The following is a 13395-nucleotide window of genomic DNA, read 5'->3' as shown; positions in this document are numbered from 1 at the left end:
AAAGGGATGTTAGGTCATTATTTAAAAAATACTTGGCTAGATTTATGCGCGTTTTCCCTAAACCCTTTTGCCATTTTTTTACAAGACCTAAGTCGTAGAGGATTATGTAGCGCCATATGTTAAAGTTACCTTTTTATACAATGCTGTTTTGGCCCATATTCAGGTAGTGTAATCAATGACTGTTTTCTGGATTTTGTTAGCCGTTTTATACGTTTTAGGACTGTTCTGGATTGCAATCTGGGGCGATAAAGAAAGTGCCGCCGCTAAAAAGCTCACACGACACCCTTTTGTCTATAGCTTATCATTGGCTATTTACTGCACCGCATGGACTTTTTATGGATCCATCGGCGAGGCGTCCCGTTCAGGCTGGAGCTATTTACCTATACTTTTAGGGCCCATTCTTTTGTACTTGTTGGGTTTTCCATTGCTTCGTAAGTTGATTACCGTGAGCCGCAAGCAAAACATCACGTCCATTGCGGATTTCATTTCATCGCGTTATGGCAAACGCCCCATGACGGCCCCTTTGGTCATATTGATTAGCATGCTTGCGGTTATTCCCTACATTGCGCTGCAACTTAAAGCGATAGGCTCTAACTTCGCTTTGTTTGTTAACCAAGATGAATCTTCTGCCAGCTTTGTCGTTTTTGTTTCAACGATCTTGATTGGTATGTTTGCCATGCTATTTGGTACGCGTAAAGTAGAGGTAACGGAATACCGCTCGGGTATGATGCTGGCCATTGGCACCGAGTCTTTATTTAAGCTTGTCGCTATTATCGCCGTAGGTATTGTAGCCGTGTCAATGACGCAAGATATCGGCATCGAAGAAGCGCAAAGAAATGTCAATTTTTCTGTTTGGAAACCGGAACAATTGCTGTCTTTTTCGTTTTTGATGCAAACCTTTATGTCGGCAGCAGCGGTTATTTGTTTACCACGCCAGTTCCATGTCACCGTAGTAGACCACCAAAATAACAAGCAATCCAACATGGCCCGCTGGCTATTCCCCTTGTATTTGCTTATTTTTGCTGTGTTAATTCCACCTATTGCCATTGCAGGCCAAAGCCTCTTTTCGGCTGATATCAATCCAGATACCTACGTCATTCAATTTGCCCTAGCGTCTGATAACTTACCACTGCAGATCCTAATTTTTTTGGGAGGGATGTCTGCGACCACGGCCATGATCATTATCGCGACCTTTGCGCTCAGTATCATGATCAGCAACGATGTGATCTTGCCGCTCATGTTGGCGCGAGCCAGTGCGCAGCAACAAGCCTTGCCTCTCTATAGGCGACGCATACTCATGATAAGGAGACTCGCCATGATGGGCATTTTGGCGTTGTCTTTTTTGTATTATCAAAAAATGGCCAACAATGAATCGCTTGCTGGTACAGGGGTGCTGGCATTTTCTCTGGTATTGCAATTGATGCCGGCGGTACTGGGTGGTTTGTATTGGAAACGAGCCCACGCTTACGGCGTTTATATGGGCTTAACCTTGGGCTTTTTGTCTTGGGTATTACTGATGATGTTGCCGCTAACGGGCAGTATGGATTGGGGGTTAAGCAGTGAAGAGTCTCGCTCAGAGCTGATCAGTTATGGCGCTTTTATTAGCCTATTAGCGAATATCTTTGGCTATATTGTAGGCTCAATTTTGTCTACTGAGCGCTTAATCGATCGCATTCAAGCCACCGCCTTTGTAAGCCCCACCACAGAGCTTGAAAAAGGCTTTTTTAAGCCTAAAAGCAAAGCCACAAACAGCGATTTTTTTGTGCTGCTAGAAACGTTTTTAGGCAAACAAAAAAGCCAGCAAGTATTATCCAGTTTTGAGCAAGACTACAATCAGACCATTCCTCACAACACGTCACCCAATCGCCTGTTTGTGGATTATTGCGAGCGAATTTTAGGCGGTGTTTTAGGAGGGTCATCCGCCCGTACCATCATCAATTCCATCTTGGTTGATAAACAGATCAAGGTAGAAGAAATGGTGACCTATTTGGATGAAACGACGCAAGCTATTCAATTCAGCCAAAACTTACTGTTTGTCTCGATGGATAATTTAGACCAAGGAATCAGCGTGGTAGATAAAGACCTACGCATCGTCGCTTGGAACAAAACCTATCTGTCGCTCTACCCTTATCCAGAAAGCATGCTGACGGTCGGCTTACCCGTTGAAAAGCTCATCCGCTTTAACGCTGAACATGGAGAATGTGGCGTAGGGGACATAGAAGAGTTGGTCAATAAACGTTTAGAGCATCTTAGAAAAGGCACAACACACCGCTTTTTACGCCGTCGTGCCAGCGGACGCGTCATAGAAATGGTCGGCAACCCACTTCCCGATGGTGGATTCGTCACCAGTTTTACCGACGTAACGGAACACATTGAAAGTCAACAGGCCCTCAAAGAGGCCAATATTGATCTTGAAAAACGGGTTGAAGCTCGAACCGTGGAGGTTCAAGGTGTGAACTACGAATTAATGCAAGAAATCGAGCGTCGTAATCAAGCTGAAATCGATCTCATTAGTGCCAAAGCGGAAGCCGAGCAAGCCAACGCCTCAAAAACAGAATTCTTGGCGCTAGCCAGTCACGATATTTTACAACCACTGAACGCCGCTAAACTCTATATGGGCATTTTGCAATCCACCTCTTTACCAGACAACACCAGCCAAGTAATCGACCGGTTGTCGGACTCACTGGAATCTACTGAAGCGCTCATTTCTACCTTGTTAGAAATTGCTCGACTTGACCAAGGCGCCATTCAACCCAAATTAGTCGACTGCGACTTACAAGAAATACTCGCCCCTATTGTGCAGGAGTTTGGCGTCATTGCCGACAGCAAACACATTCGTCTAAGCACCCATTTACGCCCTTTTAGAGTGCACACTGATCCTATTTATTTACGTCGTATCATTCAAAACTTTGTTTCAAATGCGGTTAAATACACTCAAAAAGGCCGTGTTTTATTGAGCGTTCGGCCCCGCAACGGCGTCGTATACCTTCAAGTATGGGATACCGGTGTGGGTATACCTGTCGCTGAACAAAAGAAAATTTTTGATGATTTTTACCGGTGGGAAAACACGAAAGAACCGGGTATGGGTTTAGGGCTTGGCTTAGTTCGTCGAATGCAAAAACAGCTAGGCGTCACCACGCAAATCCATTCGACGCCTGGAAGAGGCAGCTGTTTTAGTATTGCCATTCCATTGGCTCAAGGCACACACATAGCAACGGTATCTCAGCCACACGTGATTAATACGACCCATGAAAAACTCGCGACTTGTTACGTTTGGTGTATCGATGACGAACAGAACAACCTTACCGCAATGAATACCCTACTCACCCATTGGCAGTGTGATTGCCGCACCTTTAACCGTTTTAGCGATGCCATTGACGCTGTGGGGGAGGCAGAGCTTTTGCTGGTGGATTATCACCTAGACGATAATAAAGACGGTTTATCCTTGATAAAAACGCTGCGTAAGAGAGCAGGTAAAACTATTCCTGCCGTGCTGATTACAGCACTGAGAGACCCAAAACTGGTAGAGCAATGCAAACAGCTAAATATTACCTATATGGCAAAACCCGCAAAGCCCGCGAAGCTGCGGGCTTTGGTTCAACACATACACACTCTGAGAGAAGAAAGTCAGTAAAGTTTATTGGTCTGAATTCGATGGTGTTAAACCACAGCCCGACAAAATAATGCCGCTGACCGTATCTCCAATACGCTGCAAATCTTCAGTATGCAAAGTGTCAATTCCACTAAGCGCCAAGACTTGCGCTTCAAAATCCGCATAATGTTGTGTTGTCGCCCAAATCATAAAAATCACGCTGGAAGGATCACATTGTCGCATTTTTCCTGCGTCCATCCAGCCTTGTAGTAAAGCCGCACGTGAAGCGAACCAAGGGCGAAGTTCTTCTTTTAAATAATCGCCAATGTGCAAGGCGCCGCCTATGACCTCCATAGCAAATAACCGTGATCCTTTGCCTTGCTCAAAACTTTGCCTTAACTTTACGCGGATAAAGCTGTCCAACACTAAAGCTGGGTCATCGTCCAACGTAGCGCGATCAAATACATCATTCCAGCCTGTTAATGTTTGATTCAATACTTGTTTGTAGAGGTTCGCTTTGGACTGAAAATAATAAATAATATTAGGTTTTGGCAAACCAGCACGCTCAGCAATATGCTGCAAACTGGCACCGTTGTAACCCTTTAATCCAAATTCGACTTCGGCCGCGTCGAGGATTTTCATAAAAATTTCTTCACGATTATTCTGGCGCTTACTCATCGGAGCATTAAATCCTTATGTGAATCGTATCAAGCAAACAAACGTGTCAATTCTTCTGCTGTCGATAATTTTCCTTCGTCTTCAATATTAGGAAAAACGGCCACGGTGATTTTATCCAGTGTCAGGCTTGGCAACCACTCCGCTTTGAACTGTTGCAGTGAAATAGAAACCGGTTCGCAATCGTCCCAATCTTCAATCGCCCATTGGCTGGCAAATTCGGCGTCTGGCCAAACCATCACACAATCACCATCGTCGGTTTCTACCATCACAAAACCTTCGTCGTTGCTCAGACTCCAAACTAATTCGGTGGCTTTGGCTTGTTCAACAAAATACGCCAGTCGTTCACTGTCTGGTGCGACCAAAAGTTGTACGCGCTCTTCCATAGATAGTTCTTTCATTTTTTCGCTCTCTTCATTAACGTACAGGCTTATTTAAAATACGCGACTTCAGCGTCAGTTAAGGCGCGAAATTCGCCCATCGCCAAGTCTGCATCTAATTCAAGGGGGCCTATTTGGTCACGATGTAGTTCTTCCACCTTATTACCCACGGCCGCCAACATACGCTTAACCTGATGATATTTCCCTTCTTGAATCGTTAAGAATATATCACACTCACTGATTCGTTCTACGACAGCGGGCAAGGTTGGTTCTGCTTCTCCGTTTAACATTACCCCATTTTCCAGCTGCGTTAGTGCTTCGTCACTGATGGGCTCAGCAAGCATCATACGGTAACGTTTATTACAGCGGCTACGCGGTGAAGTAATGCGATGTAACCACTGACCATCGGTGGTCAACAGCAATAATCCCGTGGTGTCTTTGTCTAAACGCCCGACTATTTTTAAGCCTTGACCTAGATGCGGAGGGACAAGGTCCAATACCGTTGGGTGATCTGAATCTTGTGTTGCACACACATAATCAGCTGGCTTGTTAAGCAAGTAATAGCCTTCTGAGGGCCATGCTAGAAGGGTGTCATCGAGGTGGATTTCATCGTCTTCTTGTACGGTATAATTGGCTTTTTTAACCACAACACCGTTAACAGTAACACGGCCTTTCGATGCTGCAATTTTAGCGGCTTTACGAGCCAACTCAGTCACATGGGATAAATAAAAATCAAGTCTCAAGAGGTTCGCCTATGGCTCTGTATCATTTAAGAAAAAACTTCGTGGGTTGTTTCAATTTCTTTGTAAAAAAAAGTCGCGTTGTGCAACATACCATTAGCACTACGGGTATAGCCGGGGACTTCGCCAAAAGCAATGTAATCCATGTTAATGTACATATCATGAGCAATATCGTCACTTCGCACTTCGAGTATCAGTAGCTGTCTTTGCATCGATGCCGCTACACGCTCCACGCCTTGCATCAAGATGCTGCCCAAGCCTTGCTCTCTCGCTTGAGTGTGAACCATTAGCTTTTCTACATCGCAACGATGCAAAGCATTGGCTTTGGGAGACATGCCGATCTGTACGCTACCGACCACCTTATCGTCTTCACGCACCAACAATACTTGGCGTGAATTGGCAAGCAAGTCGTCATTGATGCTCAACCAATACGCCTTGGCCTCGGAGTCGCTCATGGGAGGTAAAAAACCGATGGGAGCCCCAGAATCGACCGCATCACATAATAATGCGATCAGATCCTCTAAATAAGGAATTAGGTTGTCTACTTTGAGCAATTCCAAACGCATGTCCTCTCGGTGTCAAATTGCCGTAATAATACCTGAGCAAGACACCGTTAGGAAACGCCTACCGCAATTAAGAGAAACAGAGACACAAAAAAGACGACCAAAGCCGTCTTTTTAAAGGGGCAACAGGGGTATTAACGTGCCAATTTACACATTGCCCATATAACGTCCAGGTTTATGATTCACCGCAATAATCATATTGAGAGCGATGGCGCCGACAAAGGAAATAAGAATCAAGTTATAGTCAACCACAAAGACTGACAATAAAACGATCATGCAGTCCACCACCATTTGAAATTTCCCCATAGAAATACCATATTTTTCGGATAGATAGCGCGCCAGAATATTCAATCCACCTAAACTGGCGTTATGACGAAACAGCATCAAAAAACCGACGCCCATCAAAAAGCCGCCCGCCACACTGGCGTAAATAGGATTCACCTCATCAAACGTCACTAACATTGGCGTCACATCAGCAAAAACAGATAAACAGAATACCGACAAGAAAGTTTTGATGGTGAATTCCCACCCAAAATGCACCACAGCCAACACATAAAAGGGCAAATTAATTAAAAAGAACGCCTCGCCAAAAGTAAACGGGGTGGAATACTGCATCAAAAAAGCCAATCCTGCTGAGCCACCCGTTAGCAACCCCGCATAGGTAAACAAATTCACACCTAATGCAATAATCAAAGTACCTAAAATCACCGCTTGGGCATCTTCAAGGCGTGTGTGCTTTTTGGCTTTTGGTAACTCAATGGAGGACATAAAGGGCTCTCAAACTCAATAGTAATGGTCGGTGTGACAATGGTGGGATTTTAGAGAAAAACCCCAACAACACCAACCACCAGACTAAACACTATTTTCCAGCTACCTTAAAAACTGTCTTGTTTTGTGTACACTGGAGAATAGACCCCTTTGCTTTTGCCTTACACATTGGGCCCTATCCAACTCTGTATAATAACCAAACGGCCAAAACGGCTTTTATTTGGAATCATTCACGTATGGCTAGTTACTTTGATTCGGGTCACGTTTTTGTGTACGTTTTGAATCACTCCAATCTGAATCTGTGACTTTAAATTTACTGATTAAACTGCTCAACTTTTCACTCAATTTGTTTAGATCCGCACCAAATTGGAGATTGTATTCGAGCCGCTCTAAGGTCTTAGTGAATTGAGATTCCATTATATTGATATTCTCTGAAACGGAATGGAAGTGATGAGATTGAACATCCGTTTCACTCTCTATTTTTTCAGCTTGTGTGTTAATTTCGGACATCGACAACCCAAGGTTTTTCAGCATTTCTGCACTCTGATGAACTTGATCAACGCTGCTGCGAGTAGACTCCATACCTTTTTCCATGGTCCGAGCCGCTTGCAATGTGCCATTCTGAATAGAATTGATCATAGATTGAATTTCTTCAGTCGAATTTTTCGTCTTATTGGCCAATGTTCGAACTTCATCTGCAACGACTGCAAAGCCACGTCCTGCTTCACCAGCGCGAGCCGCTTCAATCGCAGCATTCAGTGCAAGCAAATTTGTTTGTTCTGAAATAGCATTGATCACATCAACAATAGACTCAATTTTTTTGCTGTCTTCTCTTAATTGGGTGACCGCCTCAGACACCAAACCAATCTCACCTGATAATTTATCCATACCTTGAATCATGTCACGAACAACATGCTGCCCGTCATCCAAGGCTGTCACATTGCTTTTAACCGCACTGGCTATTTCTTTAATCAGCACAGAGACCTCACCCGCAGAAACTTTTGTGAGTTCGATATGTTCTGAAACATGACGACTGTGCTCGCTTTGGATAAGTGACGCGTCTTCAATCTCCTTGTTGGTATCGGTTAACTCTTTCGCCATAGGAATCAACCGAATCACTGATCGTGTTACCTGAGACACCATGTCGTCCGTTTTTACAATAAAGGCATTAAAACTCATTGCTAGAAGAGCCAACTCATGCTTTCCATTAACCGTCAAACGTTGGGTTAAATCACCGTCACCACTCGACAAATTTTCTGTCATGTTCAATATATTACTCACCGGTGTCAGTACAAATCGCTTAACGCCCCACAGCAAAATACTCAGCAAAACGATATAAATGATAGAAAAGAGCACGATCATGTTTTCTGACGTTTTAGTGGCATTAAGTTCTTTCTGAAAGGCACCCGCTTGTAATGCCTCAAGACGCTCCGCTATAACATCAATTTCGCCATAGATATCGGATGCAGCCTGGTCAAATTCAGCCATTATTTTATTACCAGCAGGCGCCCCCCCTTCTATGTACGCATTCGCCATTTTTATTCCGGTTTGATGATACACCTCCATCACAGGTATTAATGACGAATAATCAATACCTGATCGGGTATCTAATACCTTAAGCTGGGAAACTGAAGAACGAAATTGAGCGACGGATTTGTCCGCTTCATCAAACCCGTCATTAAGGCCATCTTGACCGCGAGTCGCGCTTATGTCTGTCAACCATTGTTGAATTTGAATCGTGGCCACTTGCAATAAATGAAGCTGTGACATTATCCTCGTTTGAGTACTCGAAAGATAATTCATCTGATCGCGAACACGGTCAGAATGTGTAAACTGAAGAATAGATTGGGTTGTGAACGTGATTGCAAGAACACCCAAAAAAAGATAAACCTTAACCCGAATACTATTGAACATGGAGCCTCACTTAATACCATTCACCAATGAAATACTAAAAACAATATACTACAGATTATGAATCGACATTCATTTAAAGGAAATAAAATTACGCCGATTGACTCACGGCAAAAATAATCGCTACCACTCAATGCCCATTTGCGCTTTGACACCATTGGCAAACGCGTGTCGTTCGTTACCAATTTTGCTGTGTGTATCCACGCTGTCTAGCAAGACTCGCGGGGCAGTACGTCCCGTCATCATAACGTTTTGATGAAGCGGTCGAGCAGCCAATGCCGCTATCAAGTCATCTGCGTTTAAATAGCCGTATTTGTACATATAAGTAATTTCATCCAGCAAAACAAAATACACGCTCGGGTCGGACAGCACCTGTTTGGCGAGATCCCATGCTTGCTCGGCGGCTTGTTTTTCCAGTTCAGGGTTGCGTGTTTCCCATGTAAAACCGTGGCCCATCACATGAAAATCCACCAGCGGGTGCGAACCAAAGAACAATTGCTCACCCGTTGCTTTACGCCCTTTGATAAATTGAATCACCGCACTTTTCTGACCATGACCTAACGCGCGCGCCATAGTACCAAAAGCACTGGAGCTTTTTCCCTTGCCATTGCCGGTTAGCAAAATGGTCACGCCACGCTCTTCTGTTGCCGCCGCAATACGCTGATCAACAATGGCTTTTTTCTGTAATAAGCGCGCTTCATTTTTTTCGTCTTGATTCAATTGCTCTGTCATAGTGTTCTCACTTTATCGTTTTTTGTACAGTAGCCAACTCGGATAATATAAATCCTTATGAATGGCAAACACCCTAAGTATAAAGACTAACGCCACCGCGTAAATCGAGTTGAATTCATGCGTGGGAATGTTTTTTTCAAGTAACACCAGCAACAGTGCACCGAGAAACGCCGGCGTTGCGTAAAATTCTCGCCCTAACACCAGTGGCGGTCGATGACTCAACACGTCCCGAATGATACCGCCAGCGACCCCGGTAACAATTCCCATAGTAATAGCGATGGTGGGCGGAAAACCCAAGATTAAAACTTTCTCTGTTGCCACGACGGTAAACAACGCCAAACCAAACGAGTCAGCGTAATGAAAAACAGTTTGTCGATCTTCGATAAATCGAACCGTAAAAAACGCCAACGCCGACGACAAAAAAGCCACCCACAAATACGAGGTATCTTTTACCCAGTACACCGCCTCGACGGACAACACGGTGTCGCGAATGGTACCGCCCCCTAGAGACGTCACCATGCCTAAAAACACCACGCTGAACAAATCCATGTCTTTTTTTCCGGACGAGATGACCCCGGTGATCGCAAATGCCGCGATGCCGAACAGACCTAACCAATAGAGCAACATTGTGTATTTTCTCAACTGAACATTAAACACGGAAAATAAGAGGATTCAGTGAACACTAAATCAGATAATAAACTCGACGCCGACGATACGTATTACACCCAATCCCCCGCCCCTAAACGCTTCAAAGTAACAAACTCACCCTGTATCGAGAACTCCGTCAAACTGGTGAATCCCACATCAATACGATGACATTGGTCTAGCGGCCATTGGCAAAGTAGACTAACCAACACTTTAATTACCCCAGAATGCGCCACCACCACACAGTGTTCCATGGGGGTGTCTTTAATCGACAACCACCAATGCCACACTCGGTCCGCCACCACTTGCAACGACTCACCATGATAAGGCGCAGCGTTAACCATATTGTCAGCCCAAAGGTCTATTTCTTGCTTAGGAATGTCTTGCCAACACATGCCTTCCCAGTCGCCAAAATCCAACTCTTTTAACGCGGCCACTGACTGAGAGTCCCCATCACTTAAATACTCGCCAAGTAACGCGGCTCGGCTCAAAGGACTGTGAAAACACCTGTCAGAAGGCTGTCTAAAGTCCAGTGACAGAGCGCTTTTTAACGACTCAGCACCGGTTTGCCATCCGTCCAAAAGCGGCACATCCATATCGCCATAACACAGACCTGATGTGACATCGGGTCTTGGGTGACGAATCAGAAATAACTTCATGTATAAGACACCAATAAACACAATATAATAAACACTTCGGCTATCTGCTCACTCGCTCCTAATGTATCGCCATTAAACCCGGCGATTTTTTGATACAAATACCAACGCATTAAAACGATCAAAACACCGCATGAAAAGAGCATCACAACAAGGTCAAACACATTAAACGCCACGATGCCGAACAACACACAAGGCACCAAGGCCACAATCCATTGCTGAAAATTCAGCTTAGCGATCATGCTTTTGGCTTTACTTTGCCCAAGAGTGACATAATCAAGTGTCGACATTAACGCCAATGGAAACACTCTGGCCAACACGTGCACCGTACACCAACCACTCAAGGTATAAATAAAGCCTAAAAAAGAATCCGGTACCGATTCAAGCCATTCACTCAATAACAGCCACTTCAGTGTCAAAGAAAACCAAATCGACAAAGCCGCATAACTGCCAATACGGGAATCTTTCATGATGGTTAAGCGCTGCTCTTTATTCCAGCCACCAACCAAGCCATCACAGCTGTCCATCAAGCCATCTTCATGAAACCCGCCCGTTAACAAGACTCCAGTGAGCAGCATCAATAAGGCTTGCAGAGACACAGAAAAATCAAACCACAATGGCCAAGCACTGATCAGAGCCACCACCACACCAATCCACGGCAAAAAGCACACGGGGGAGACGTGTTTTACATCCTCTTGCCAATCGACTTTTAATGGGATTCGAGTATAAGTAACTAGGCTGCGTTTAAAACCTTGCCAATAAGGGCCGACGATCATGCCTTTCATCACTCGCTTTTCACCTCAACATTACTCTTTGGCTCGATAGTACTATTCGCCTCAGCTACGCCGGCACTGTCAAAACTGGCCATCTGATTCAAAAACACACAGGCACTTTGAATCAATGGGTACGCCAAAATCGCACCGGATCCTTCCCCTAGGCGTAAGCCTAACGACAAGACAGGCTGAGCCTTAAAATGCGCCAACAATTGCGTATGAGCTTGTTCATTCGACTGATGCGAAAACACAGCGTACGCCACCACATTGGGCGCCACTTTTTGAGCGAACAGCAAGGCCACGGTACAAATGAAACCATCTACCACAAACGCCGTTTGACGCTGCGCCGATTGCAACATCGCACCCGCCATCGCAATAATTTCAAAGCCACCGACCTGCTCAGCCAGCGTTTGCGCGGTCCATTGCGACATGGGGAGCCCTGTATCCTGTTCCGCTCGATGCAAGGAAGCCTGGATAATCTGAGCTTTATGAGAAACGCCCGCCTTATCTAACCCTGTGCCACGACCGACACAGTTCTCAGGACTGACACCCATTAAAGCGGTCATCATGCAAGAAGACACACAAGTATTACCAATGCCCATTTCACCAAACATCAATACATTTACCCCCTCATCGAGGGCAAGATTGACTTCATCGACGCCCGCCTGAAGCGCCAGCGCCACTTGATCGCCTGTCATCGCCGCTTGCACGCTAAAATCTTGTGACGCGTAAGCCACTTTGCGTACGCCCAACAACGGATGCGCTTCCAACTCAGCATTGACACCCACATCAACGACGCGTAAAGGCACCTTATGCTGCTGACAAAATACACTCACCGCCGCGCCGCCTTGCAAGAAATTCATCACCATTTGTGGTGTCACTTCTTGGGGGAACAAACTGATACCTTGGGCTACGACGCCATGATCAGCGGCAAAAACAATCATTTTGGGTTTAGACACATCAGGCGAAGAAGTCTGTTGAATATGACCCAGTTGAAAAGCAAGCCCTTCAATTTCGCCTAATGACCCTAGTGGCTTAGTTTTGTTGTCGATTTTTTGCTGTAACGTAGAATCAATAGCCGTCAATGGCGCTTGAATAGAAAACGATGTAAACATGCTGATCCCTTAAACCTCTTCCTTAAACCTGTATCTCAACGGTGTCTTTCAACGGCATGTCATTCAACTGCACGTATCAGATTTTTGCCTTAACGGCACGCTGACGCACCACTTCGTACAAGCAAACGCCGGTCGCAACCGATACGTTCAAACTGGACACAACGCCAGCCATCGGCAACTTAACTAAATAATCGCATTGCTCCCGTGTCAAACGACGCATGCCTTCGCCTTCTGCCCCCATCACAATGGCGGTTGGAATAGTAAAATCTTGCTCATACACGGTTTGCGTCGCTTCGCCCGCGGTGCCAAAAATCCACACCCCTTGATCCTGCAATTTTTTCATGGTGCGTGCTAAATTGGTCACCGCAAAAACGGGAATGCTTTCCGCCGCGCCACACGCTACCTTGCTCACCGTCGCATTCAATGGAGCAGAATTGTCTTTCGGCATGACAACAGCATGAGCGCCCGCTGCGTCGGCGCTGCGCAAACACGCGCCCAGGTTATGGGGATCGGTCACACCATCGAGAATAATAATAAGAGGGTTTTCATCAAGCCCAGCCACTAAAGTGTGTAAATCCGCTTCATTACCGGCCTTGTTCATTGTGGTGTAAGCCACAACACCTTGGTGAACCACACGATCTTTGCTTTTTGTGAAAAGCTGATCCAGATCGCGTCGTGCCACCACACTAAAAGTTACCTTGTTGGTTTTACATAACTGCTGTAGACGCTGTGTTTTTTTATCGTCTCGGCCTTCTTGAAAACGTATTTCTTTAATGCGTTCGGGTTGCTGGTTTAGCGCATTTTCCACGGCGTGTATGCCGTATATCCATTCTAAATCTGACATT

13 protein-coding genes are annotated in these 13395 nt (G+C 45.3%); 1 reads left to right on the top strand and 12 read right to left on the bottom strand.

The window, feature by feature from the left end; genetic code table 11:
• The first annotated feature begins 175 nt into the window (after positions 1-175).
• Complete coding sequence (locus tag FXV75_RS05495; RefSeq protein WP_148831551.1) at positions 176-3634, top strand: PAS-domain containing protein; 3459 nt, start codon at positions 176-178, stop codon at positions 3632-3634.
• Between the two features lie 3 nt (positions 3635-3637).
• Here the strand turns inward: FXV75_RS05495 and FXV75_RS05490 are convergent, their stop codons facing one another.
• The 12 genes from FXV75_RS05490 to rlmB form a co-directional block, all read right to left on the bottom strand.
• Entirely contained in the window at positions 3638-4234 is a 597-nt protein-coding gene (locus FXV75_RS05490) for a TetR/AcrR family transcriptional regulator (protein ID WP_262368470.1), read from the bottom strand.
• A 65-nt stretch (positions 4235-4299) separates the two neighbouring features.
• Positions 4300-4668 carry a DUF2750 domain-containing protein gene (locus FXV75_RS05485; protein ID WP_148831549.1) on the bottom strand — a complete coding sequence of 123 codons (369 nt, stop codon included), beginning with the start codon at positions 4666-4668 and terminating at the stop codon, positions 4300-4302.
• Between the two features lie 29 nt (positions 4669-4697).
• On the bottom strand, positions 4698-5390 hold the full coding sequence (locus tag FXV75_RS05480; protein WP_148831548.1) for a pseudouridine synthase: 693 nt from the start codon (positions 5388-5390) through the stop codon (positions 4698-4700).
• Positions 5391-5416: 26 nt separating this feature from the next.
• Positions 5417-5953, bottom strand: a complete 537-nt coding sequence (locus FXV75_RS05475) for a GNAT family N-acetyltransferase (RefSeq protein WP_262368469.1) — start codon at positions 5951-5953, stop codon at positions 5417-5419.
• A gap of 144 nt (positions 5954-6097) precedes the next feature.
• Positions 6098-6718 (bottom strand): YitT family protein, encoded by a 621-nt coding sequence (locus FXV75_RS05470; protein ID WP_148831547.1) that lies wholly within the window; start codon positions 6716-6718, stop codon positions 6098-6100.
• Between the two features lie 240 nt (positions 6719-6958).
• Positions 6959-8488, bottom strand: a complete 1530-nt coding sequence (locus FXV75_RS05465; protein WP_187424852.1) for a methyl-accepting chemotaxis protein — start codon at positions 8486-8488, stop codon at positions 6959-6961.
• A 264-nt stretch (positions 8489-8752) separates the two neighbouring features.
• Complete coding sequence (gene cobO, locus FXV75_RS05460; protein ID WP_148831545.1) at positions 8753-9361, bottom strand: cob(I)yrinic acid a,c-diamide adenosyltransferase; 609 nt, start codon at positions 9359-9361, stop codon at positions 8753-8755.
• A 12-nt stretch (positions 9362-9373) separates the two neighbouring features.
• Positions 9374-9988, bottom strand: coding sequence for a trimeric intracellular cation channel family protein (locus tag FXV75_RS05455; protein ID WP_148831544.1), 615 nt, complete (start codon positions 9986-9988; stop codon positions 9374-9376).
• A gap of 92 nt (positions 9989-10080) precedes the next feature.
• Positions 10081-10665 carry a histidine phosphatase family protein gene (locus tag FXV75_RS05450; protein ID WP_148831543.1) on the bottom strand — a complete coding sequence of 195 codons (585 nt, stop codon included), beginning with the start codon at positions 10663-10665 and terminating at the stop codon, positions 10081-10083.
• Positions 10662-11447: an adenosylcobinamide-GDP ribazoletransferase gene (locus FXV75_RS05445; protein ID WP_148831542.1), complete on the bottom strand. Its 786-nt coding sequence runs from the start codon at positions 11445-11447 to the stop codon at positions 10662-10664. Before FXV75_RS05445 ends, FXV75_RS05450 begins: the two co-directional genes overlap by 4 nt.
• On the bottom strand, positions 11447-12550 hold the full coding sequence (gene cobT, locus FXV75_RS05440) for a nicotinate-nucleotide--dimethylbenzimidazole phosphoribosyltransferase (RefSeq protein ID WP_148831541.1): 1104 nt from the start codon (positions 12548-12550) through the stop codon (positions 11447-11449). The genes FXV75_RS05445 and cobT overlap by 1 nt, the downstream gene beginning before the upstream one ends.
• A gap of 76 nt (positions 12551-12626) precedes the next feature.
• Entirely contained in the window at positions 12627-13394 is a 768-nt protein-coding gene (gene rlmB / locus FXV75_RS05435; RefSeq protein WP_148831540.1) for a 23S rRNA (guanosine(2251)-2'-O)-methyltransferase RlmB, read from the bottom strand.
• Position 13395 lies beyond the last annotated feature (1 nt).

Origin of the sequence: Marinomonas sp. IMCC 4694, from assembly GCF_008122525.1 — a bacterium.
In the GTDB taxonomy this organism is placed as follows: domain Bacteria; phylum Pseudomonadota; class Gammaproteobacteria; order Pseudomonadales; family Marinomonadaceae; genus Marinomonas.
Note: the sequence above shows the minus strand (reverse complement) of the source record. Positions and strands in the feature narration are given on the sequence as shown.

Bases quoted from the DNA above. Each gene is read 5' to 3' on its own strand.
- FXV75_RS05495 (WP_148831551.1), top strand. From the start codon at position 176: ATGACTGTTTTCTGGATTTTGTTAGCCGTTTTATACGTTTTAGGACTG.
- FXV75_RS05490 (WP_262368470.1), bottom strand. From the start codon at position 4,234: ATGAAAATCCTCGACGCGGCCGAAGTCGAATTTGGATTAAAGGGTTAC.
- FXV75_RS05485 (WP_148831549.1), bottom strand. From the start codon at position 4,668: ATGAAAGAACTATCTATGGAAGAGCGCGTACAACTTTTGGTCGCACCA.
- FXV75_RS05475 (WP_262368469.1), bottom strand. From the start codon at position 5,953: ATGCGTTTGGAATTGCTCAAAGTAGACAACCTAATTCCTTATTTAGAG.
- FXV75_RS05470 (WP_148831547.1), bottom strand. From the start codon at position 6,718: ATGTCCTCCATTGAGTTACCAAAAGCCAAAAAGCACACACGCCTTGAA.
- FXV75_RS05465 (WP_187424852.1), bottom strand. From the start codon at position 8,488: ATGTCACAGCTTCATTTATTGCAAGTGGCCACGATTCAAATTCAACAA.
- cobO (WP_148831545.1), bottom strand. From the start codon at position 9,361: ATGACAGAGCAATTGAATCAAGACGAAAAAAATGAAGCGCGCTTATTA.
- FXV75_RS05455 (WP_148831544.1), bottom strand. From the start codon at position 9,988: ATGTTGCTCTATTGGTTAGGTCTGTTCGGCATCGCGGCATTTGCGATC.
- FXV75_RS05450 (WP_148831543.1), bottom strand. From the start codon at position 10,665: ATGAAGTTATTTCTGATTCGTCACCCAAGACCCGATGTCACATCAGGT.
- FXV75_RS05445 (WP_148831542.1), bottom strand. From the start codon at position 11,447: ATGAAAGGCATGATCGTCGGCCCTTATTGGCAAGGTTTTAAACGCAGC.
- cobT (WP_148831541.1), bottom strand. From the start codon at position 12,550: ATGTTTACATCGTTTTCTATTCAAGCGCCATTGACGGCTATTGATTCT.
- rlmB (WP_148831540.1), bottom strand. From the start codon at position 13,394: ATGTCAGATTTAGAATGGATATACGGCATACACGCCGTGGAAAATGCG.